This is a genomic window from Planosporangium spinosum, from assembly GCF_049999945.1.
GTDB classification, from domain to species: domain Bacteria; phylum Actinomycetota; class Actinomycetes; order Mycobacteriales; family Micromonosporaceae; genus Planosporangium; species Planosporangium spinosum.
In genome coordinates, this window is record NZ_JBLYUB010000005.1 from 315,306 (window position 1) to 336,726 (window position 21,421).

The following is a 21,421-nucleotide window of genomic DNA, read 5'->3' on the forward strand; positions in this document are numbered from 1 at the left end:
GCTGGATCGACGGCGACTGCGTCTCGTCCTCCATCGGGCATCCCGACTGGATAGCATTGTATGTTTGCGAATTCCCGAACTAACAATGCCTGACACAGCATCTGGAACAATTCATCGCCGAGGTCTTCATAACTATGTGTGTTCATCGCCATGATATCTGCAGCCCTTTGCTGGCTAACTGGTAAACGCCGACACTTCTGACTAGGCCGCCCTCTCCCGGATCGGCGTAGAGTTTCGTCCCTTGGAAAGCATTGAGGAAGCCGTGTGCGGCGGAGTTAGCGGTGCCAGCGCTGCGGTGGCAGTTGCCTGGTGGGGCCCGCTGAGCAGAGCGGCGAATACGGCCGCGCGCCGATGGTGAGGCTCGCCTGGCGAGGCCCTGGCGACGGTGCCCGTGGCATGAGCGGTTGGGGAATGTGGTTCGGGGGAGGGCGGTCACGGCGTCAGTCTCACCTTGAGTATCAAATCCGTCACTACAACGGTCGGCTATGCGTCAGAAGGTGAGCCTTGCGAGACGCAGAGTCGACGGTGGCGGTGATTGTGGCCTAACGGCCGCGGGGCGAGACGTGGTCCAGGTTCCGACGGCACTCCAGGTGCTCGCGTTGGCAGCTCGGCTGGCGCCGACACCGGCGCTGCACTGGGTGGTTACGGTAGAGAAGTACAGCAACCATTCTGGCTTCAGGCGACCGCGCTGCCGACAAGTGACACGGAAGACGTCGATCGCCTCCGTCGCGGAGTCGTGCCGGGCTTCGATGGCAACTGGTCGGATGAAGTACAGCAGAGAAGTACAGCAACCGTGGCGACCGCATGTAGCCGAACCAGACGTTGTGGTACCGGTTAACCTCGTATCCACCCTCACGGAACCTGGCTGCCCTGCTCTGGGGGTCAAGTGGTCATCGGTTGGGAGGGCGCCTAGTGTCGCGCTATGGAGCGTGTAGAGGTCGACCTGCACACCGGGCAGCACAACTTTGCTGTGCTTCGGCTCCCTGCTCGGCGGTTTCCCGGCGTGCTTGTCCAAGGTGACAGCCTGTACGCGTTCTGGCAGCAGGTTGGCGAGATCCAGTCGGCGCTGCGGGTAGGCGATCTGGAGCAGGCGCGCGAGGTGACCGATTCGCTCGTGGACGACATGGGCGATCTTCTTGGCGGCTACATCGAAGCACTCGACGCAGCGGGTATTGGCTTGCCGTTCAGCCGCCCGACCAGCTCTTCCGAGCAGCCAATCGAGCAGCCAAGCCGCCGGACGATGGCGGACACCGGCGAGCCACAGCGGCAGGTCAACGAGGACCGAGACTACGATGACGATGGGGTTGCGACCGACTCGTAATGCGTAGGTCGGGAGATGTCTGCACGCTGACGCTGTGTGCTGTTTTGCCAAACCGTAACGGAGCGTAGTAGCGGCCTTGCTCCGGTGGCATTCACGTACGGACGGAATGCCTGTGGCTTGGTGGCACGTGGGTCGGTCGCCGTCACGACGGCTCCCGCCAGTGGTACCGGATTTGGCCGAGACCCATCCCGACTGTCACCCGCTCCAGGGCGCGTTCGAGTATCTGCCGCTTCTCGTGCGTCGTCCGGTCGATGTCGGGCTGCGTAAACCGGTGCAGGAACGCTCGCCATGCCCACTCGTCCAGCAGCCCCGCTGGTACGACCGGGCACGGGCAGTGGATGTTGCGGCAGGCGTAGAACCTGCGGCCGGTGATCAGAGCGGGCAGGAGTGCCAGCTCGCAGGGTCCGCACCATGCGAGGTCGACGAGGAGGTACTCCTCGTCCGAACCGGGAACCGGCGACATCGCCCAACTCATCGCGTTACCCCGCTCCAGCGGCCGAAAGAGGCATGGCGAGCGGTGTAGGCATTCGCGACTGGCCACCAGCTTTCTGATCTCGGGATGTCGCGGTGACCGGGTTCGGTGTCGTACGGCTCGGCGTAAGGCGGTCTAACTTGCGCGTGCGATCGCCTCGGCTGGTTCGTCATCCCCACCGGCCGTCGACCGCCGTCGCCGCGCCAGGCTTGTGCCCGGGTCAGCAGTAGTGATGAGTACAGAGAAGTCGTGGCGTTCCACGCGGGGCTGTCAGGCATCCAATCCGAGCGGAGCGGGGGAGTGTCGGGCGTCGGAGCGGTTACGACGCGGGTGGCGGCGGCTACCGGGCAAGACATCCCTCGGAAACCGCACGAGCACCGAGTCGACCACGGCGCCCACCAACGCCGCACCCTCCGGTGCTGTGCATGCCGCTGACGTGGTTCAAGACGATCATGCTTTGGCATCGTGCCCTCCAGCCCCTGACTGGTGGCACCCGGCCGCACGGAGTCCTGTGTCACGTACGGCCGGGGCCTCACCGCGCAGCGCCGGGGTTCGGAGGCGGGCCGCCCGGCGCTGCTTGGTGTCGAGCTTCGGGGGAGTGGAAGTGCATCGGGACCGCGTCCATCAGGACGTCCCAGGATCTCTACTCGTCCCCGGTTGTCAGCGGCTCACGGTTAACCGGGCCCGGTGCCGAGGTCCGGCTCGTCGGCGGACGCATCGGGTCCCGCGAGTCGGGCGAGCGTCTCCCGCAACTGCCTGACCTGCTCGGCCGGGTTCAAGTAAGCGGTCACTACCTCCACCAGGGGGTTTTCCCCGAAAGCACGGATTCTTTTCCTCGAATCCGGCTCCCGGGGAGAGCTCACAGCTTGATCACGTAGGGCCCGGTCGTCAGACCGGGCCCTACGTGTGTCCGCACATCGTCCACCAAGGGAGTCAGCTGGCGGCGCGAGCTGGCGATGGCCGGGTCATCCGGGGTGCCGGGTGCCTCGGGTCGTGCGCGGGCGGCGAGCAATGTGTCGATCTCGTGGGTGACCAGGGCCAGGGTGGTCTCGGGCTTGGCGGCGCGGGCCAGCAAGATGCCGCCCTCGCAGAGCGCCCCGATGAGCAGGTGGGTGCGGGTCTGCGGGTCGCCTGGGCGCACGTTGGCGCGGGCGGTTGCGGTGGCGGGCGGCCCCATATGCTCCATCTGGCCTTCGGCAGGCGCATCGGCTCTGAGAGTGAAGCCACGAGGATGCTCTCTGACCATTGTCACATGGTGATGACGACCTTGCCGCGGACGTGGCCAGCACGGAGGTACCGGATGGCCTCGGGCACCTCGCTCAGTGGATAGGCCCTGTCGACGACGGGCGTGACGTCGCCCGATTCCAGCAGGTGGCTCAGCAGTAGCAGGTCGTCGAGGCGCTGACGGGACATCAGTGCGCACAGGCGCTGGCGGGTGAACGCCGACAGCAGCTGGGCGCGCAGCTGCCGGTCTACGCCGCCGAGCCACCGTCCGCCACCCTCACCGCCCGCGATGACGAGGGTGCCGCGCGGCGCGAGCGCGCGACGGAGCTGCCGGAGCGGGCGGTTGCCGGCGACGTCCAGGATGACGTCGTAGCGCCGGGTGCCGTCGGTGATGTCCTCGCGGGTGTAGTCGACAACGGCGTCGGCGCCGAGGGCGCGCACCAGGTCCGCCTTCCCGCCGCTGCACACCGCGGTGACGTGCGCGCCGAGGTGCTTCGCGAGCTGGATCGCGAACGAGCCAACCCCGCCGGACGCGCCGATCACCAGTACCGTCTGGCCCGGCCGCACCCGACCGGCGTCGCGCAGCCCTTGCAGGGCCGTGACCGCCGAGATCGGCACGGCCGCCGCCTGCTCGAACGTCAGGCGCGCCGGCTTCAGTGCGAACCGGTCCTGCGGGCCGCACACGTACTCGGCGTAGGCGCCGGTGTGGCTGCCGAACACCTCGTCGCCCGGCCGGAAACGGGTCACGCCCGCGCCCACCGCCTCGACCTTGCCGGCGACATCCATCCCACGGATCCGAATCCTGGGCCGGCGGAAGCCGAAGCCGGTGCGGACGAGGTACGGCAGGCCGCCCATGAGGTGCCACACACCCTGGTCGACGCCTGCCGCGCGGACCCGGATCAGAATCTCTCCGTCTCCGGCGGCTGGAGTGGGGACGTCCTCGAAGCGCAGGACGTCTGCTGATCCGTACCGGTCCTGGACGATCGCCTTCATCGACCTTCTCCTTCATCCTCGGCGTACTGGAACACCTCGTCGAGCGGGGCACCGAAGGCCCGGGCGATGAGGAACGCGATCTCCAGGGAGGGTGAGTACCGGCCCTGTTCGATGGCGATGACGGTCTGTCGGGTCACGCCGATCCGGTCGGCGAGTTCGGCCTGGGTCATCTCGCCGTGGGCGAAGCGCAGCGCCCGGATCCGGTTGGTGACCCGGGTCGCCTTTGCCATCACTGGAAGCCCCGGCGGTAGGCGACGATCTTGGCCACGGAGCTCAGGAGCGCGGACAGGACGAACGCCAGGTACAGCGTGTTGGCGATCCAGAAGTACGGCAGTTCCGCCATGGCCATGAGCAGCGCACCGACCGCTCCCACAACGACGAACGACTGCCCGACGTGCTCGCCGAACCGGTTGATCTCCCGGTCGCGCTGGTCGGAGCGGGTGCCGCCCGGCAACACCATGCCGGACAGGATGTGCAGCACGATCCCTGCCACGATGGCCCCGCCGACCGTCCACAGCATGGTGCCGACGTAGTGCACCTCGGTCAGCGAGGTCTGCCCCACCTGCGCGAGCACGATCGCCGCATAGGTGCCGTATCCGCAGACGGCGACCACCGCCTGTACCCACGCGCGCTTCTCGTCGAACGACATTCCCGCCCCCCATGTAAAGCAAACTTGACATACTCAAGGTAAAGCGGCCTCGACATGATGTCAATAGTTCTTTACATGGCGCTCGGCGCGTCCGCGTCCCACATCGTCGGGTGCGACAAGAAAACGCAGGTCAAGGTGGCTGGAGCGCCGTCTGGTGGTCGAAGGTCGGAGCATGCCTCCGTCGTGAATCTCCGCTCCGGGAGGAGAGCCGGTCTCCGCCGTGTATGGCCACCGTGATCTCTCGCTGAGGGGTGCGGGCCGACCCGGCCTGCGCGCACCCCGCCGGCATCACGTTCACGGCGTCGTACGCGAGGTCCCCCCGATGCCGATGTCAGCCGTCCGCGTCCGCGGAGCCGTCTGGGTGGCGTGGCGCTATCTGCGCCACGGCCCACTTACCCGTCCCTGGCGGGTGGACACGATCGTCGTGCAGACCGGATCTGCTGACGACTCGCACGCCCCTATCGACTGGGAATCAGCCCGGACTGGGCGCCGGTACGACGTTGACCACATCGACCGTTGGCCGGCCGGGCTCAATCAACAGCCGTACCGGTACCTGCTTGACCTCACGGCGCTCGACCACCCCGCCTCCAATGTTGCCGAGGTAGCCGGCTGACACTCCACGCTGGCGTGCCGCACGGCGATGCTGACCGCGTCCCAGAACGATCCACCGTGTTCCGACCCTGCTGACCAAGGTCAACGGCGACGTTGTGCCCTGCGAGAAGGCATTTCGGGGAAACTCACACCGCGAAGGGCCCGGCGGTAAGGCCGGGCCCTTCATGTATCCCCGAAGCGCGGATCTCCCCGGCGCGCGGGGAGGTCTTTCGCAGCGTGGCCGAACGCCCCGGACCAGTCGGCCCGGGGCGTTCGACGTCTTCGGGAACAGGTCTCCCGCCGCCGGCCGGCTACATCCTGGTGAGCGCGGTGATGCCCAGCAGGTCCAGGCCCGTGGCGAGTACCCGTCGGGTGGCCAGGCACAGCGCGAGCCGGCTGGTCCGGACGTCCCCCTCGGCCCGCAGGACCGGGCACTGTTCGTAGAACACCGACGACGCGGTGGCCACCTGGTACAGGTAGCCGCAGAGCCGGTGCGGTTCGAGCGTCGAGGCGACCGTCTCCACCGCGCCGGCGAACCCGGTCAGCAGCAGGGCGAGCCGCTGTTCGGCGTCCCGCTCGAGCACCGTCACCCGGCCCGGCGCACCACCCGCCCGGTCCAGTAGCGACGCCAACCGGGCGTGCGCGTACTGCAGGTACGGCCCGGTGTTGCCGGTGAGGGCGACCATCCGGTCGAGCGCGAAGACGTAGTCGCGGCCGAGGTCGTTCGCCAGGTCCGCGTACTTCACCGCGCCGATGCCGATGGCCCGCGCGGCGGCGGACCTGGCCGGCTCGGCGAGGGCCGAACCCCGCTCGTCGAGCAGCGCGGCGGCCTTCGCCTCGGCGGCGTCGAGCAGCGAGGCGAGGGAGACGGTGTCGCCGCTGCGGGTCTTGAACGGCTTTCCGTCCGCGCCCAGCACCATCCCGAAGGCGACGTGCCGGGCGGTGACCCGTTCCGGCAACCAGCCGGCGACCCTCGCCAGGGCGAACACCTGGTCGAAGTGCAGCGACTGCCGGGTGTCGACGACGTACACCAGTCGGTCCGCGCGCAAGCTGTCGATCCGGTGCCGGATCGCGGCCAGGTCGGTGGCGTCGTAGCCGAAGCCGCCGTCGGCCTTGCGCACGATCAGCGGAAGGGGAGTGCCGTCGCGGGTGGTGAAGCCGGGCGGGAACGCGCACAGGGCGCCGTCGGACTCGGTGAGCAGACCGGCCTCGGCCAGATCGGCGACGACCCGCGGGAGGTCGTCGTGGTAGCTGCTCTCGCCGGCGACATCCGCGTCGGTGAGCTGGGTGCCCAGCCGGGTGTAGGTCTCGTCGAACGCCGACAGTGAAACGGCCACCAGTCGCCGCCAGATGCCGACGGTCCGCTCGTCGCCGGCCTGGAGCGCGACGAGCCGGGACCGTGCCCGGTAGGCGAAGGCGTCGTCGCCGTCGAACCGGGCCCGGGCCCGCCGGTACAGTGCGCCCAGTGCCCGCAGGTCAAGGTCGCCGCCGTCGTGGCCGGAGTCGAGCAGTTCCTCGATGAGCATGCCGAACTGGGTGCCCCAGTCGCCCAGGTGGTTCTGCCGGACGACGTCGTGACCGACGAAGGCGAGCACCCTGGCCAGCGTGTCCCCGATGACGGTGGAGCGCAGGTGTCCGACGTGCATCTCCTTGGCGACGTTGGGCGAGGAGAAGTCGACGACGATCCGCTGCGGCAGCGCGGCCGGCGTCACGCCGAGCCGATCGTCGGTCAGGAGCGTGTTCACCTGGGCGGCCAGGAACTCCGGCCGCAGCGTCAGGTTGATGAAGCCCCGACCGGCCGGGACCGGCGGCAGGCACAGGTCGTCGACGCGCAGCCGCGCGAGCAGCCGCTCGGCGACCTGGTGGGCGGGCAGCGCGGCCGGCCCGGCCAGCCGCAGCGGCAGGTTGGTCTGGAAGTGCCCGAACTCGGGTCTGGTGGCGGCCCGCAAGTGCGGGTCCCATTCGTGGTAGTCGGCTCCGAAGGCGGCGACGAGGGCCGTCCGGAGCCGCAGCGCGAGGGTCTGTTCGACAGCCTGCATGCGGTACTCCTCGAGTGGAAGCGATTGCTCTGGCGGACGTGGACGTGCCGCCGGTGGCCGTAGGCGGACGGACCGTCCGGCGAGGGACCGGCCGGCGGGTGGGGCGGAAGTGGGGACGGTCGACGACCGACCGGCCGGTGGGCGCGGCGGAAGAGGGACGGTCGACGACCGCGATCAGCGCGGCGGAGGTCAGTGAACCGGAAGCCGTGGGGTCAGCGGACCGGACGTCGTCGCCGGGCACGTCGTCGGGGCGCCTCGAGCGCGCCGCGACGGAAAGCCCTCACCAACGCCATGGGTCCAGTATCCCGAGTCCCGCCAGCGATATTTCCGGCCGCGAGACGTGCCCGACAGTTCACGTGATCTTCACGTCACTTCCTGGCGTTCATCTCGGAGGTCGACCGGCCGATAGAGGGCTTCGTCAACGCCCATCCGGGCCAGGACCGAGCGATTGGGTGAGATGTGTTGGGTACGGACGTGACGGGCCGGGGGCGGCCCGAAGGGCGCGGCGGGTACAACCCCGTGACGCGGTGGTACGCCGACCGGAGGGTGAGCACGAAGATCCTGCTGGTCGTGGCGACGTTGGCGACCGTGGCCGTCGCGGTGGGCGTGACCGGCCTGAACGCGCTGGGCCAGATGCGGCAGGTGTCGGCGGACCTGTACCAGCGCAGCGTGGCCCAGACCGCGCGGATGGGTGACATCCGCCAGGCGTACATGCAGATGCGTATCGAGAGCGACACCATGCTGGCCGCCGGGCCGGGCAAGGCGCTCGACAACCAGCTCGGCGTGGTCTCCGCCGCCGACGCCGCCCTCGATCAGACACTGGCGGCGTACGCCTCCGGCCCGATGACCGGTCGGCAGGAAGCGTTCGACAAGCTCAAGGCCGACCTGGCGCAATACCGGCAGCTGCGGGACGGCAAGTACCTGAGTGCCCTTCGCACCGGCGACGTCACCACCGCGCTGGGGCTGCGGACCGTCGAGTTCGCCGCGCTGAACAAGGCGCTCGTGGGCGACGTGAACACCCTGGTCGACATCGAGAAGCGGCGGGCCGGCCAGCGCGACAAGGACGCGGCGGCCACCTACGGCAGCGCCCGTACCACGCTGATCGCCGTCCTGGTGGTGGGCCTGCTGATCGGAGTGCTCTTCGCCGGGTTCGTCTCCCGGCTCATCACCGGCGCGGTGGGTCGGGTGTCCCACGTCGTCGAGGGGCTGGCCAAGGGCGATCTCACCCGGTCCGCCAGGGTCGACGACCGGGACGAGCTGGGTCGGATGGCGCAGTCCCTCGACGCCGCCACGGAGAACCTGCGTGAGGCGATGGGTGAGGTGGCGCGCAGTTCCGAGCGACTGGCCACCGCCAGTGAGGAGATGACGGGTGTCTCGGCCCGGATCGCGGCGTCGGCGGAGGAGAGCAGCGTGCAGGCCGGGGTGGTGTCCGCGGCGGCCGAGCAGGTCTCCAGCAACGTGCACACCGTCGCGACCAGTTCCGAGGAGATGGGCGCGTCGATCCGGGAGATCGCGCACAATGCGACCGAGGCCGCCCGGGTGGCGGCCACCGCCGTCGCCGGCGCGCAGATCGCGAACGAGACGGTCGGCCGGCTCGGCGCGTCGAGCGTGGAGATCGGCAACGTGGTCAAGCTGATCACGTCCATCGCGGAACAGACCAACCTGCTGGCCCTCAACGCGACGATCGAGGCGGCCCGGGCCGGCGAGGCGGGCAAGGGGTTCGCGGTCGTGGCGACCGAGGTCAAGGACCTGGCCCAGGAGACGGCGAAGGCGACCGAGGACATCTCCCGGCGGATCCAGACGATCCAGCAGGACTCGACCGCCGCCGTCGAGGCGATCGCTCACATCGGCGAGGTGATCACCGAGATCAACGGCTTCCAGGAGACGATCGCCTCGGCGGTCGAGGAGCAGAGCGCCACGACCAGCGAGATGAGCCGCAACGTGGCCGAAGCCGCTACCGGGGCGAACGAGATCGCGTCCAACATCACCGGCGTGGCGACAGCGGCGCAGACCACCAGCGCGGGCGTCAACGAGTCGCGCCGGGCGGCCGAGGACCTGGCCCGGATGAGCGGCGAGCTGCGACAGCTCGTCGGGCGGTTCAGCCTCTGAGGCGGCTCGGCTTCCGGGCCCGTTGACGTCCACAGCGGACGTCAACGGGCCCGGCTCACGTCCGCAGGCCGCCGGGGTGTCACCCGGCCGGGTGGTTCCCGGACACCTGCAGGCCGTCCAGGGCGTGCCGGCAGGGGCAGTCCGGCTCGGCCGGCAGCGCCGCCACCACGTCCAGCAGCAGCCCACGCAGCCGCTCGGTGTTCTCGGCGAACACCCGGAAGACCTCCTCCTGGGTGACGCCGTGCTCGCCCTCGACCCCGGCGTCGAGATCGGTCACCAGCGCGATTGCGGTGTAGCACAGGGCCAGTTCCCGGGCGAGTACCGCTTCCGGGTGCCCGGTCATGTTGACGACGGTGCCGCCGATCGAGGCGTACCAGCGGGATTCGGCGCGGGTGGAGAAGCGCGGCCCCTCCACGACGACCATGGTGCCGCCCTCGGTGAGCGGGATTCCCCGCTGGGCCGCCCGCTCGGCGACCGTACGGCGGCCGACCGGGCAGTACGGGTCGGCGAAGTTCACGTGGACCGCGCCCTCGTCGTAGAACGTCTGCACCCGCCCGCTCGTCCGGTCGATCAGCTGGTCGGGTACGACGAAAGAGCCCGCACCCAGGTCGGGCCGCAGCCCGCCGACCGCGCACGGCGCGACCACCTGGCGCGCGCCCAGCGCCCGCAGCGCCCACAGGTTGGCCCGGTACGGGATCTTGTGCGGCGGGAAACGGTGATCGCGACCGTGCCGGGGCAGGAACGCAACCCGCCGGCCGGAGACGCTGGCGACCGTGATCGGGTCCGACGGCGGACCGAACGGCGTGTCGACGGTGTACTCCTCAGCGTCGTCGAGGAGCGCGTACAGGCCGGAGCCGCCGATGACGGCAACCTCGGCGGTGGCGTTTGGTCGGGTCACGGCCAAGACCCTAAACACTGCGCCGAGCGCAGGCTAGGGTGCGAGTCATGGTGTTGAAACCCGGCATGGTGACAATCGACTGCGCGGACCCGCAGTCCCTCGCCGCCTTCTGGAGTGCGGCGGCCGGCTACCGCGTGGTCGCCGATCATGGAATCTTCGTCCAACTGGCGCCGGAGAACGGAGGCGGTCTGGCGATCGGACTGCAGCGGGTTCCGGAGCCCCGCGCGGGGAAGAACCGGGTACATCTCGACTTCCACGGCGACGATCGGGAGGCCGAGGTGGCACGCCTGGTCGGGCTGGGCGCTACGGTGCTCGGCGAGCATGAGGTGCCCGGTCTGCGGTGGACGGTGCTCGCCGACCCCGAGGGCAACGAGTTCTGCGTGGCCGGGTAGCCGTGCAGGGCGAGCCGGGGCGGCACCGCGAGCCGGAGACGAGCTGGGGGAGGGCGATGGAGTCGCTGACCGGGCGGCTGCTGGTTGCGACACCTGCGCTCCGTGACCCGAACTTCGACCGTACGGTGGTGCTGCTCGTCGCGCACGAGGAGGGCGGGGCGCTCGGCGTCGTGCTCAATCGCGCAACGGAGGTGCCGGTCGCCGAGGTCCTCGGACCCTGGGGGTCGCTCGCCGGCGAGCCGCCGGTCGTCTTCGAGGGTGGCCCGGTGCAGCCGGAGGCAGCGATCTGCCTGGCGCGTACCCGTCCCGGCGTGGAGTCCCTCGCCGGCTTCAACCGGGTCTCCGGTGCGGTCGGCACCGTCGACCTGTCCAATGACCCGGGCCCGATGCGGGAGCGGCTGCTCGGGGTGCGGGTCTTCGCCGGGTACGCGGGGTGGGCGCCCGGACAGGTGGAGCACGAGATCGAGGCCGGGTCATGGTTCGTGTTCGACGCCCTGCCCGGGGACGCCTTCACCTCGCGCCCGGATGATCTCTGGCCGATGGTGCTGCGGCGGCAGGGTGGCCTGCTCGCGGCCGTGGCCCACTTCCCGTCGGACCCGATCCAGAACTGACGCGACGCGCCGGGCGCGGGTTCAGGGGAGCCGATGTGACCGGGGGCCGATTGGTGTGTAATATTGCGCGGGTGCCCGGGAGAGCGACGGGCACTGAGGGGCCGTGGCGCAGCTGGTAGCGCACCACACTGGCAGTGTGGGGGTCAGGGGTTCGAGTCCCCTCGGCTCCACCTCAGCGCGAGAGCATACGCCGCATGCGGCATATGCTCTCGCTGTCTTTCTGGTCCACCACGGGCATCCGGTCGTCACCGGGTCCTGGCCGGGGTCGTCGTCATTGCTGCCCGCGAGCGGTGTGGGGTAACACACAGCCAACGCGGATGCCTTACGGCAGCGCACCCGACGGTGCGACCACGCCTTACGGCAGCGCACCCGACGGTGCGCCACCGCCACCGCCGCCGCCGTGGCGCCGGCGACGGTGGCCTGCGACGGTGGCCGGCCCCACGGCGGCGTGGTCGGTCAGGCGGTGCCGGCCAGGGCGCAGACCGATCAGAGGCAGTCGGCGGCGCCGGCCAGCGCGCAGACCGCGACCAGGCGCAGCAGGTGTGCCGGGGCGTAGGTCCAGTCCAGGCGGGCCGGGTTCGGAAACCGATGACCCTCGATGACTGCGGTGGCGTGCACCTGCCGGGCGTACTCGGCCAGTGCCGGCGCGTGGGTGACCCGGTCGCCGAGGTCGTCCCGGACGGCCGCCGTGTGCTGGTCGAGCGCCGCGAGCACGGCCGGGGTGCGGATCGCGGCCACCAGACCGTCGACCCCCACCCAGCCCATCAGGGCGTCGAGGCAGGCGTGTGCCACCTCGACCACCGTCGGGTCCGCTGTCATACCGTGCTCGCTCGTCATGAGCCAGACGCTATTGAGTCTTATGGGACTTTTGTGGCATTGGACCCGATCCGCACCCGACCGCCACCTGAAGCACACCGTCAGGCGCACTCCGAGCAGATCTCCTGCCCCTGGCGCCCCGCCCTGCGCTGGCTGCGGTGGTGCACCAGGAAGCAGCGCGAGCAGCGGAACTCGTCGGCGAGAATGGGCACGACCGACACGGTCAGCTCCTCGTTGGAGAGATCCGCGCCGGGCAGTTCGAAGCCTTCCGCCGCCTCGGCTTCGTCGATGTCGAGCAGTGGCGACTGCGCGGCCACACGGCGGGCCTGCAACTCCTCTAGGCTGTCCTCCTCGAGTTCGGCGACCGTGCGGCGGGGCGTGTCGTAGTCGGTGATGGCCATGGAGCTCACCCTCCTCGGGCAGTGGGACGTCTGGTACCTGGCGCATTCGAGGATGGGTGTTTCCGCGAGCGCGACGAGCGGACGGGGGCTGGTATGGGGATCTGGAGCCGGTCGATCCTCCGACCGGATCATGGCGCCCGATGTACCCACGCAGCGCCGCCTCAAACGGAAATCGTGCGGACGCGGCCGGCCGGCCGTTCTCCGGCCCGGCCGGCCGCTTACGGCAGGACGGTTGTCGTTACGACAGAAGGGTGATGGCGCCCTCCGGGCAGCCCAGCGCCCCGCGCTCGGCCTGCCGTTCCAGGCCGGGCGGGACGGCACGCTCACCGGCGACCGAGTAGCCCTCCTCGTCGAGTCGGTACACCTCCGGGGCGAGCGCGGCGCACCGGGCGTGCCCGCTGCACCGCCCGCGGTCAACGCTGATCCGCATGCCGTCGCCCCTCACCGCGGCAGCGCGACGCCGCGCGGCTCGCTGGGGGTGAACGTGGCCGGCAGGTTGATGAAGCCGTTGATGATGCCGATCGAGTGGTTGCGCTGCGCGGCGGTGCGGTCGATCGTGTAGTCCGGCATCCGGTCCAGGACGGCCCGCAGCATCAGCTGGAACCACGAGCGGGCGAAGTTGGAGCCGATGCACCGGTGGATGCCCAGCCCGAAGGCGGTGTGCGGGTTGGGGAAGCGGTCCAGCTTCACCTCGGCCGGCTCGTCGAAGACGGCCGGGTCCCGGTTGGCGGCGGCGAACGACATGAGCACCCGGTCGCCTTCGCGCAGGTGCTGTCCGCCGACCTCCACGTCCCGGGTACAGGTACGGGCCAGCGCCGGTACCGGCGAGAAGAAGCGCAGGAACTCCTCGGTGGCGTGCTCCATCAGCGCCGGCTCGGCCAGGAGCCGCTCGCGCTGCTCGGGGTGCTCGTCCAGCCACCACAGCGCGTTGGCCAGCAGCGAGGTTGTGGTGTCCACGCCGCCCTGCATGACCAGCAGCGCGATGAGCACGACCTCGCCGTCGGACAGCGGCTGGTCGTTGACGGTTGCCTTGGCCAGCCCGCTGAGCAGGCCGTCGGCCTCTTCCGTGCGCAGTCGCGGCACCAGCGCGCCGAGCGCGCCGCCGAGCTGCTGGAGGGCTTCCATGCAGCGCAGGTACTCCGGGCCGCCGGCGGGGTTGGACACGATGCCGTGCATCGGCTCGGCGTACCGCTCCCAGTCGTCGAGCGGCATGCCCATCAGCTTCATCGTGGCCAGCGCCGGGACCGGGTTGCCGAGGTCGAGGATGAAGTCCATCCGCCCGGTGGCGCAGACCCGGTCGAGCATCGCGTCGACGGCCTGGCTGATGAACGGCTCCATGGCCCGGGCCGCGGTGGGGGAGAAGTACGGGTTGAGCATCCGCCGGTAGACGTTGTAGATCGGCGGGTCGAACTCCATCGGTACCTGGAGCATGGGGTTGGGCGGGATGACGATGCCCTGCCGGGGGTCGTCCGGGTCGTCCATGTTGTGGGTGGAGGTGAAGGTGGCGTCGTCGCGGATGACCCGGCTCACGCTGGCGTAGTCGGACACCAGCCAGAAGCCGCCGTACGTGGTCGAGCGCGCCACGGGGCACTTCGCCAGGTTGGCGTCGGCGATGTCCTGCCAGTTGTCTCGGTACTCGGTCGTGTAGTGGTCGAACTCGACGACGGGGGGCGTGCCGGGGGTGGAGGCCACGGACGAATCGACAGACATGGCTGGAAAGCGTAACGGCCCGGACCCGTCCCGTCACTGCCCATAGTGGATACTCTGATCAGGGTCTCAGCGCTGCGCCCGCCGGATCAGGTCCTCCACGAACGAGATCAGTACCTCCTTTGTGGATGATCTGTCCCGCGCGTCGCAGAGCATGATCAGTACGTCGTCGTCGAGGTCGAGGGCGATCCGGACGTCGGCCGGCTCGTAGCGCTGCGCGTCGTCGAAGCAGTTGACCGCCACCGCGAACGGGATGCCGCGCTTCTCGAAGAAGTCCACCGACGGGAAGCTGTCGTCCAGCCGCCGGGTGTCGACCAGGACCACCGCGCCGAGTGCGCCGGTGGCCAGCTCGTCCCACACGAACCAGAACCGGTCCTGCCCCGGCGTGCCGAACAGGTACAGGATCAGGTTGTCGGTCAGCGTGATCCGGCCGAAGTCCAGCGCCACCGTCGTGGTGTGCTTGCCCTCCACCCCGGACAGGTCGTCCACCCCGATGCTCTCGGCGGTGATCAGCTCCTCGGTCCGCAGCGGTTCGACCTCGCTGAGCGAGCCGACCATCGTGGTCTTCCCAGCGCCGAAGCCGCCGGCGATGAGGATCTTCACCGCCATCGGCATGGTCGCCACCGCCGAAGTGCCGCGGACCGGCCGGTCAGAGTGCGCGTAGGCCATCGGCCACCGCCTTCAGGATCGTGAGGTTGGGGGTGGAGGTCTCCAGCGAGGCCGCGCGGACGATGAGCGCGCCCCGGGCCCGCAGGTCGTCGAGCAGTACCCGGACCACCCCGGCGGGCAGGTTCATGCCCGCGGCGATCTCGGCGACCGACACCGGCCGCTGGGTGAGGTCGAGGATGGCCAGGTGTTCGGGTTCCCAGATCTCGTCCGGGTCGGGTGACCGGGCGGCCACCACGAGCGTGATCAGGTCGAAGTCGGCCGACGCGCGGGTACGCCCGTGGGTCATCGCGTACGGGCGTACGAGCGGTCCGGCCGCCTCCTCCTCGTCGTCGGCGTGCTCGGGCCGGGTCATCGCACCTCCTGTTGCGTCGCCGGGGCCGGTGGCGTCAGTTCTGGCTGGAGAACAGCGGATCCGCCGACGGCGTGGGGCCCTGGTGCAGCGGCGAGCGGGACACCGTCGCCAGGCTCTGCCCGACCCGCTGGATGAGCAGGTTCATCTCGAACGCGACCAGCCCCACGTCGCAGGAGGCGGTCGCCATCACGGCCAGGTTCGCGCCGTACCCGGCGGCCGTGACGAAGAAGAACCAGGTGTCCATCTCCACGACCGTCTGGCGCACCTGACCGCCGTCGAAGTGCCGCCCCGCGCCGCGGGCGAGGCTGTGGAAGCCCGACGCCACCGCGGACAGGTGCTCGGCGTCGGCGCGGTCGAGGTCGGCGGAGGAGGCGATCAGCAGTCCGTCCGCGGACAGCAGGATCGCGTGGCGGATGTCGGCCACCCGCTGTACCAGGTCCTCCAGCAGCCAGTTCAGGTCACCGGCCGAACTCGTACGCTGAGTCATCATCTCTCCTCGTCGGGACGCTCGGCGCTGACCGAGCCCACTGTGTCCAGTGTGGATGAACGGTCGTCGTCGCCGGTACCCGGGCAGCGCCCCCGCGCGGTACCCCGCTGATAAGCGCTCATCATCCGGCGCACATCCTCGGGCGACCGGGCCGGCCGGGACGGGGCCGGCGTGGCCGGCGGCTCCGGTGGCGCGTCGCGCAGCCCGGGGGCCAGCCGGGCCTGCCGGACCCGTACCGGCAGGCCGCGGTGGGTCCGCGTGGCCCGGGAGTCGGCGGGTTCGGCGGTGTCGGTGGTCTCGGTGGTCTCGGTGGTCTCGGTGGCCTCGGTGGCCTCGGTGGTTTCGGCGGCCCTGGCCGCCTCGGCCGCCTCGGCGCCGTCCCCGACCGGGGGCTCGACGGTGCCGGTCGAGGCAGCCGCGGCGCCGGTGGTCGCGGAGATGATCGTGCCGGTCACGGGGGCGGCGATGGCCGTCGCGCCGGCCGGCCGCCACCCGGGTACCGAGCGCAGCCGCACCGTGGTGCTCTCGCGGTCGCCGAGCGCGGGGAGCGGCTCGGCCACGACCCCGGCGAGGACCGGACGCTCGGCGCCGAGCGTCCGGTCCTCGCCGTCCAGCCGGTCGGCGCCGGTGAGTGCCGCGTCGCGGCGGCTCAGGTCCTGCGCGTTGCGGACGTCGGCGACGAGGTGCGGGGGGACGAGGACGATGGCGGTCACGCCGCCGTACGGGGAGTCACGCAGGGACACCCGGATCTCGTGCCGGGCCGCGATCCGGGCCACCACGAACATGCCCAGCCGGGGGCTGTCGCTGAGCGCCAGGACGTTGAACTCGGGCGGGTTGGCCAGCCAGGCATTCGCCGCGGCCATGTCCTCGGCGTTCATGCCCAGCCCGCGGTCGACCACCTCGATCGCGAAGCCGTGCGGTACCTGCTGGCCGGAGATCTGTACCAGGGTGTGCGGCGGCGAGAACGTGGTGGCGTTGTCGACCAGTTCGGCCACCAGGTGGATGACGTCGGAGACGACCGACCCGGCCAGGACGACCGGGGGCATCGGCGACACCCGTACCCGCTCGTACTGCTCGGCCTCGGAGGCCGCGCCGCGCAGCACCTCCTGCATCGGCACCGGCCGGCCCCAGCTGCGACCGGGTCGGCCACCGCCCAGGATGACCAGGCTCTCGGCGTAGCGCTGCATCCGGGTGGCGAGGTGGTCGACGCGGAACAGGTCGGCCAGCTCCTCCGGGTCGACGGTCTTGCGCTCCATCGTGTCCAGCATGGTGAGCTGCTTCTTGACCAGGGTCTGGCTGCGCCGGGCGATGTTGATGAACACGTTGCGGATACCGGCGCGCAGCTCGGCCTGCTCGACGGCGGTGCGGATCGCGGTCCGGCGTACCGTGTTGAAGGCCTCGTTGACCTGGCCGATCTCGTCGCCGCTGTGGCCGAGCATCGGGGCCTCGGCGTCCACGTCGACCTGCTCACCGCGGCGCAGCCGGTCGACCACGTTGGGGAGCTGGACGTCGGACAGGGTGTGCGCCGAGGCGCTCAGGTCGCGCAAGCGGTTGGCCAGCCGGCGGGCGATCCGCAGCGAGACCACGACCGTGACGATGACGCCGACGAGCCCGAACAGACCGGCGATCAGGATCCGGCCGAAGATCAGGTACGCCGGGCCCTTGGCGTGGTCCTCGACGAACGTGGCCAGGTGCAGTTGGAAGTCCGACAGCTGCGCGAGCGCCGTGGTGTTGGCCTCACGCCACTGGCCGGGGTTGACCGGGATCGCCCCCTGCCCGTTCGTGGCGAGGGCGGCGTCCTCCATCCGGGCCAGCGAGACGTACGGCTCCTTGGCGAAGAAGTCGTCGACCTCGCGCCGGTACTGGCCGGTCATCTTCACGTACGTCTCGTGGTACTCGGCGCGCATCACCCCGACCGCCGCCACGAACTGGATGTACGTGTCGCGGGTGAAGCGGCCGGTGGCCAGCGCGCCGGCCAGCACCGCGTCGACGCGCGCCCGCAACTCCCGGGCGTGCGCGAGCCGTTGCAGCGCCTGCCCCTCGGCGGAGACCCGGTCGTCGGGGAAGGTCGCCACCGCCGAGTACAGCGGCGTGATCGGGTCGACCAGATCGGTGAACGAGTCCATCATGACCCGGTTGTCCACCCCGCGGCCGTCGACCTGCTGGCGCAGCGGGGCGAGCTTGTCCAGCACCTTCAGCTGTGTCTGGGCCAGCTCCATGACGTGATCGGGGGTGATGGAGCGGACGTCGTCGCGCTTGAGTACCCCGCGGTACGCGTCGATCTTCGCGTCGACCAGCGCCCGGGCGCGGGTGAGGTCGACGCGGCTGTCGATCGAGCCGGTCGCCACGAACACCGCCGAGGCGCGGCGCTCACCCTGGATGGCGCCGAGGATCTCCTCGGCGGGAGCCGCCAGCTGGGTGATCAGCCGGCCCTGGTTGTAGAGGCGGTAGCCGTCACCCACGGTCAGGTAGGTGGCGAATCCCCACAAGCCCAACAGGGCGACCAGCGGGATGACGGCGAGAAGCAGCAGCTGGCGGCGGATGGGGCGGACGGAACGGGGCATCAGATCTCGTCTCCGCGGCGGCGAGGGGAGGCACAGCGGTCGGTGCGCGTGAAGATCACACGATCGAGCGACATCGTATAGACAGAGTAGTATCTCTGGGTATGCCCATTGCCGTACGGGTTGACTATTGACACCGGACGACCGCGAGGAGCTGCCGCGCCGGCTCACCCGCCGGCAGGTTCGCTGACCGCCTTGTGCCTGGTCCGGACGTCGTCGGCGTCGGGGTGGCCGAGATCGTCGAGGATCACGAGGGCATGCTCGTAGGCCTCCCGGGCGGCGGTCGGGTCGCCGGCGGCGTGGAGGGCGTCGCCGAGGTTGGTCAGCGTCGTGCCCTCCTGGTACCGGTCGCCGAGCCGCCGGAACAGGTCGGCGGCCCGCCGGTAGGCGTCGACGGCCGCACGGTGGCGGCCCAGCCGGTGGTGGACGTAACCGAGGCTGTCGAGCGTATTCGCCTCGGCGTCCCGATCCCCGGCAGCGCGGGCCAGCACCAACGCCTGGCGGCATTCGGTGGCGGCGCGGTCGAGGTCGCCCAGCAGGGCGTGCGTCCAGCCGATCAGGTTGAGCGTATCGGCCTGATGCGCCACGTCGCCGGTGCTCCGGTAGTACTCCAGAGCCTGCCCGGCGTGCCACAGCTTCTCGTGGTTGCGGTCCTGCTCGCCGAGCAGCCAGGCGAGCGCCCGGTGGGTCTGTGCCTGTCCTTTGCCGTCGCCGAGTTCGGTGTGCAGCGCCAGGGCCCGTTCGCAGTGCGCCAGCGCGTCGTCGTACCGGCCGATCCTGGTGCAGGCGTTACCGAGGTAGCGGTGGGTGTGGGCCAGATGGTGGCGGTCGCCCAGGCGGCGCAGGGCGTCCAGTGCCGCGTACAGCGTTGCGACCTGGTCGTGCCAGTACCCCCGCCGTTCGAGGAAGGTGGCGAGCGCCCAGGCGAGCTGCCAGGCATGGCGGTCGAACCCGGCATCGGCCGCCAGCCCGACGGCCGCCAGCAGGACGGGCCGTTCGGTGGCGAACCACGCCAACACCTGCTCGGGTGCCCCACAGGACTCGTCCGGGTCGGTGGGCCCGGGTGCGCTTCCCGGCGCCGGGTCGGGCAGGGTGATCGGATCCCGGTGCGGGTTCAGCAGCAGGTCGGCGGCGTGCGCGGTGCGCAGGTAGTGGTCGAGTACCCGGTGGATCGCGGATCGCCGGTCGGGCTCCGGGTCGCGGGTGCGCACGAGTTCGCTGGCGTGGGCGCGGAGCAGGTCGTGCAGGCGGTACCGGTCGCCGGCCGCGGGTTCGAGCAGGTGCGCGTCGACGAGGTGTTCGAGGTCGCGCTCGGTGTCGTGGTGGCCGGTGCCGGCCAGCGCGGCTGCCGCCGGTACGGCCAGGTCGGGGCCGGGATGCAGGCCCAGCAGCCGGAACAGGCGCTGCCGGGCCGGCGTGAGGTGCCGGTAGGACAGCGCGAAGGCACCGGCCACGCTCCGGTCGCCGGCGGTGAGCTCGGCCAGCCGCCGCTGCTCGTCACGCAGCCGCCGGGCCAGGTCGTCGACCCGCCACGCCGGGCGCGACCGCAGCCGGGCGGCCGCGATCCGGATCGCCAACGGCAGGTACCCGCACAGCCCGACCACCTCGGCGGTCGTCTCGGGCCCGGTGCCGGCCCGATCGTCGCCGACCACCCGGCGGAACAGCGCGACGGCGTCGGCCTGCCCGAGGACGTCGAGCGGAAGGGTACGGGCCGCGTCGAGATCGGTGAGCTGGTGCCGGCTCGTGACGATGGCCAGGCACCCGGCGGTACCGGGTAACAGCGGGCGTACCTGGGCTGCGCTGGCCGCGTTGTCGAGGACCACCAGGACCTTGTGGCCGGCCAGTTCGGCCCGCCACCGGGCGGCCCGTTCCGCCAGCCCGTCGGGGATCAGGTGCGGCGCCACGCCCCAGGTGCGCAGCAGGACGTCGAGCGCGGCGGCCGGATCGGTCGGCTCCTGATCGGCGGTGTGGCCGTGCAGGTCGATGAAGATCCGCGCGTCCGGGTACCGCGGGGCGAGCCGGTGGGCGGCGCGCACGGCCAGGGCGGTCTTGCCCACGCCGGCCATGCCGGTGATGGCCGACACCACCATCGTCGCGACGGTACCCGACGCGAGCAGCTGTGCGACCTCCGGTTGCCGGCCGACGAAGTCGGGCAGGTCACGCGGCAGGTCGTTGCGGCCGGACGGGCGGTGGCCCGGCTCGTCCCGGTCACCGGAGCGGTGGCCCGGCGGGACGGTGGCAGTGGCCTCGCCGTGGCCCGGCGGGACGGCGGCCGTGACCTCGCCGCGCAGGGTGCGCCGGTGCAGTTCGCGCAGCTCCGGCCCGGGGTCGGCGCCCAGCTCGTCAGCGAGACGGCGGCGGATCGTCTCGTACACCCGGAGCGCGTCCGCCGGTCGGCCGGCCTGGTGCAACGCGACCATGAGCTGCGCGGTGAACCGCTCGTGCAGCGGGTGCTCGGCGGTGAGGGCGGTCAGCTCGCCGAGGAGCGGCCGGTACCGGCCGAGGGCCAGTTCGGCGTCGACGCGCTCCTCCATCGCGGTCAGGCGCAGCTGCTCCAGCGTGGCACCGACGCGGGCGCGCAGCCGGTCGGAGGCGTCGGCCAGCAGCGGGCCGCGCCACAGCGTCAGCGCCTCGCGCAGCAGGGCGGAACGCTCGGCCGGGTCGGCGAGCGCGCGGGCCCGCTCCACCATGGACCGGAACCGGTGGGCGTCCACCGCGTCCGGGTCGATGTCGGCGCGGTACCCGTCGCCGCGGTTGACCAGGCGGATGCCGGACGAGCCGTCGCCGGCCGGATCCAGGACGCGGCGCAGGCGGGAGACATGGGTACTCAGGGCGGCCCGGGCGGTCGCCGGCGGCTCGTCGTCCCACAGCAGGGCGGCCAGCCGCTCGGCCGGCACGGCCACCCCGGGCTCGAGCAGCAGCAGCCCGAGCAGGCACCGCTCGCGGCGCCGGCCGATGGGCACCGGCACGCCGTCGTGGTCGGCTTCGATGTGCCCGAGCAGGCGGAACCGCACGCGCCCCCTCCGTCCACATTGCCCGGTCGGCAATACGGATGGTGATATCGGGCCTCAGCGTACCGGCGTGGCGCCCCCCCGGGGGTCCCCAGGGGGCGAACGCACCGGGCGCGGG

The 21,421-nt window shown here is 71.0% G+C and carries 20 protein-coding genes and 1 tRNA gene; 5 read left to right on the forward strand and 16 right to left on the reverse strand.

Annotation, left to right across the window (positions count from 1 at the left end):
- Nucleotides 1-922 precede the first annotated feature (922 nt).
- On the forward strand, nucleotides 923-1,321 hold the full coding sequence (locus ACNTMW_RS09955) for a DUF6959 family protein (RefSeq protein ID WP_426633131.1): 399 nt from the start codon (nucleotides 923-925) through the stop codon (nucleotides 1,319-1,321).
- Nucleotides 1,322-1,463: 142 nt separating this feature from the next.
- On the opposite strand, the gene ACNTMW_RS09960 is transcribed toward ACNTMW_RS09955, so the two are convergent.
- The 6 genes from ACNTMW_RS09960 to argS all read right to left on the reverse strand — a co-directional run bounded on the left by ACNTMW_RS09960 (nucleotide 1,464) and on the right by argS (nucleotide 7,289).
- Nucleotides 1,464-1,796 (reverse strand): hypothetical protein, encoded by a 333-nt coding sequence (locus ACNTMW_RS09960; protein WP_426633132.1) that lies wholly within the window; start codon nucleotides 1,794-1,796, stop codon nucleotides 1,464-1,466.
- A gap of 856 nt (nucleotides 1,797-2,652) precedes the next feature.
- The gene (locus ACNTMW_RS09965; RefSeq protein WP_426633133.1) at nucleotides 2,653-3,039 is read right to left on the reverse strand and encodes a hypothetical protein; all 387 of its coding nucleotides are present in this window, start codon (nucleotides 3,037-3,039) and stop codon (nucleotides 2,653-2,655) included.
- 2 nt (nucleotides 3,040-3,041) lie between these two features.
- Nucleotides 3,042-4,010: an NAD(P)-dependent alcohol dehydrogenase gene (locus tag ACNTMW_RS09970; RefSeq protein WP_426633134.1), complete on the reverse strand. Its 969-nt coding sequence runs from the start codon at nucleotides 4,008-4,010 to the stop codon at nucleotides 3,042-3,044.
- The gene (locus tag ACNTMW_RS09975; protein WP_426633135.1) at nucleotides 4,007-4,240 is read right to left on the reverse strand and encodes a helix-turn-helix transcriptional regulator; all 234 of its coding nucleotides are present in this window, start codon (nucleotides 4,238-4,240) and stop codon (nucleotides 4,007-4,009) included. Before ACNTMW_RS09975 ends, ACNTMW_RS09970 begins: the two co-directional genes overlap by 4 nt.
- A complete protein-coding gene (locus ACNTMW_RS09980; protein ID WP_426633136.1) occupies nucleotides 4,240-4,659 on the reverse strand; it encodes a hypothetical protein in 420 nt (139 codons plus the stop codon). Before ACNTMW_RS09980 ends, ACNTMW_RS09975 begins: the two co-directional genes overlap by 1 nt.
- Before the next feature lie 902 nt (nucleotides 4,660-5,561).
- Entirely contained in the window at nucleotides 5,562-7,289 is a 1,728-nt protein-coding gene (gene argS, locus ACNTMW_RS09985; protein ID WP_426633137.1) for an arginine--tRNA ligase, read from the reverse strand.
- A gap of 546 nt (nucleotides 7,290-7,835) precedes the next feature.
- Here argS and ACNTMW_RS09990 point away from each other — a divergent pair.
- A complete protein-coding gene (locus ACNTMW_RS09990; RefSeq protein ID WP_426633138.1) occupies nucleotides 7,836-9,398 on the forward strand; it encodes a methyl-accepting chemotaxis protein in 1,563 nt (520 codons plus the stop codon).
- A 79-nt stretch (nucleotides 9,399-9,477) separates the two neighbouring features.
- Here the strand turns inward: ACNTMW_RS09990 and ACNTMW_RS09995 are convergent, their stop codons facing one another.
- The gene (locus tag ACNTMW_RS09995) at nucleotides 9,478-10,296 is read right to left on the reverse strand and encodes an S-methyl-5'-thioadenosine phosphorylase (RefSeq protein WP_426633139.1); all 819 of its coding nucleotides are present in this window, start codon (nucleotides 10,294-10,296) and stop codon (nucleotides 9,478-9,480) included.
- 47 nt (nucleotides 10,297-10,343) lie between these two features.
- Here ACNTMW_RS09995 and ACNTMW_RS10000 point away from each other — a divergent pair, with 47 nt between their 5' ends.
- The 3 genes from ACNTMW_RS10000 (at nucleotide 10,344) to ACNTMW_RS10010 (ending at nucleotide 11,469) form a co-directional block, all read left to right on the forward strand.
- Nucleotides 10,344-10,688 carry a VOC family protein gene (locus ACNTMW_RS10000; protein WP_426633140.1) on the forward strand — a complete coding sequence of 115 codons (345 nt, stop codon included), beginning with the start codon at nucleotides 10,344-10,346 and terminating at the stop codon, nucleotides 10,686-10,688.
- 56 nt (nucleotides 10,689-10,744) lie between these two features.
- Nucleotides 10,745-11,299, forward strand: a complete 555-nt coding sequence (locus ACNTMW_RS10005) for a YqgE/AlgH family protein (protein ID WP_426633141.1) — start codon at nucleotides 10,745-10,747, stop codon at nucleotides 11,297-11,299.
- Between the two features lie 97 nt (nucleotides 11,300-11,396).
- A tRNA-Ala gene (locus ACNTMW_RS10010) sits at nucleotides 11,397-11,469 on the forward strand.
- Between the two features lie 316 nt (nucleotides 11,470-11,785).
- On the opposite strand, the gene ACNTMW_RS10015 is transcribed toward ACNTMW_RS10010, so the two are convergent.
- The 9 genes from ACNTMW_RS10015 to ACNTMW_RS10055 form a co-directional block, all read right to left on the reverse strand.
- The gene (locus ACNTMW_RS10015) at nucleotides 11,786-12,136 is read right to left on the reverse strand and encodes a DUF6401 family natural product biosynthesis protein (protein ID WP_426633142.1); all 351 of its coding nucleotides are present in this window, start codon (nucleotides 12,134-12,136) and stop codon (nucleotides 11,786-11,788) included.
- Nucleotides 12,137-12,216: 80 nt separating this feature from the next.
- Entirely contained in the window at nucleotides 12,217-12,516 is a 300-nt protein-coding gene (locus ACNTMW_RS10020; RefSeq protein WP_426633143.1) for a DUF4193 domain-containing protein, read from the reverse strand.
- 238 nt (nucleotides 12,517-12,754) lie between these two features.
- A complete protein-coding gene (locus ACNTMW_RS10025; protein WP_426633144.1) occupies nucleotides 12,755-12,946 on the reverse strand; it encodes a ferredoxin in 192 nt (63 codons plus the stop codon).
- Nucleotides 12,947-12,957: 11 nt separating this feature from the next.
- Nucleotides 12,958-14,226, reverse strand: a complete 1,269-nt coding sequence (locus tag ACNTMW_RS10030; protein ID WP_426633145.1) for a cytochrome P450 — start codon at nucleotides 14,224-14,226, stop codon at nucleotides 12,958-12,960.
- Nucleotides 14,227-14,292: 66 nt separating this feature from the next.
- Nucleotides 14,293-14,892 carry a GTP-binding protein gene (locus ACNTMW_RS10035; RefSeq protein WP_426633146.1) on the reverse strand — a complete coding sequence of 200 codons (600 nt, stop codon included), beginning with the start codon at nucleotides 14,890-14,892 and terminating at the stop codon, nucleotides 14,293-14,295.
- Nucleotides 14,873-15,244: a DUF742 domain-containing protein gene (locus ACNTMW_RS10040; RefSeq protein ID WP_426633147.1), complete on the reverse strand. Its 372-nt coding sequence runs from the start codon at nucleotides 15,242-15,244 to the stop codon at nucleotides 14,873-14,875. The genes ACNTMW_RS10035 and ACNTMW_RS10040 overlap by 20 nt, the downstream gene beginning before the upstream one ends.
- Before the next feature lie 34 nt (nucleotides 15,245-15,278).
- Nucleotides 15,279-15,731 (reverse strand): roadblock/LC7 domain-containing protein, encoded by a 453-nt coding sequence (locus tag ACNTMW_RS10045; RefSeq protein ID WP_426633148.1) that lies wholly within the window; start codon nucleotides 15,729-15,731, stop codon nucleotides 15,279-15,281.
- The gene (locus ACNTMW_RS10050; protein ID WP_426633149.1) at nucleotides 15,731-18,295 is read right to left on the reverse strand and encodes a nitrate- and nitrite sensing domain-containing protein; all 2,565 of its coding nucleotides are present in this window, start codon (nucleotides 18,293-18,295) and stop codon (nucleotides 15,731-15,733) included. The genes ACNTMW_RS10045 and ACNTMW_RS10050 overlap by 1 nt, the downstream gene beginning before the upstream one ends.
- A gap of 164 nt (nucleotides 18,296-18,459) precedes the next feature.
- Complete coding sequence (locus ACNTMW_RS10055; protein ID WP_426633150.1) at nucleotides 18,460-21,306, reverse strand: AfsR/SARP family transcriptional regulator; 2,847 nt, start codon at nucleotides 21,304-21,306, stop codon at nucleotides 18,460-18,462.
- Nucleotides 21,307-21,421: the final 115 nt, after the last annotated feature.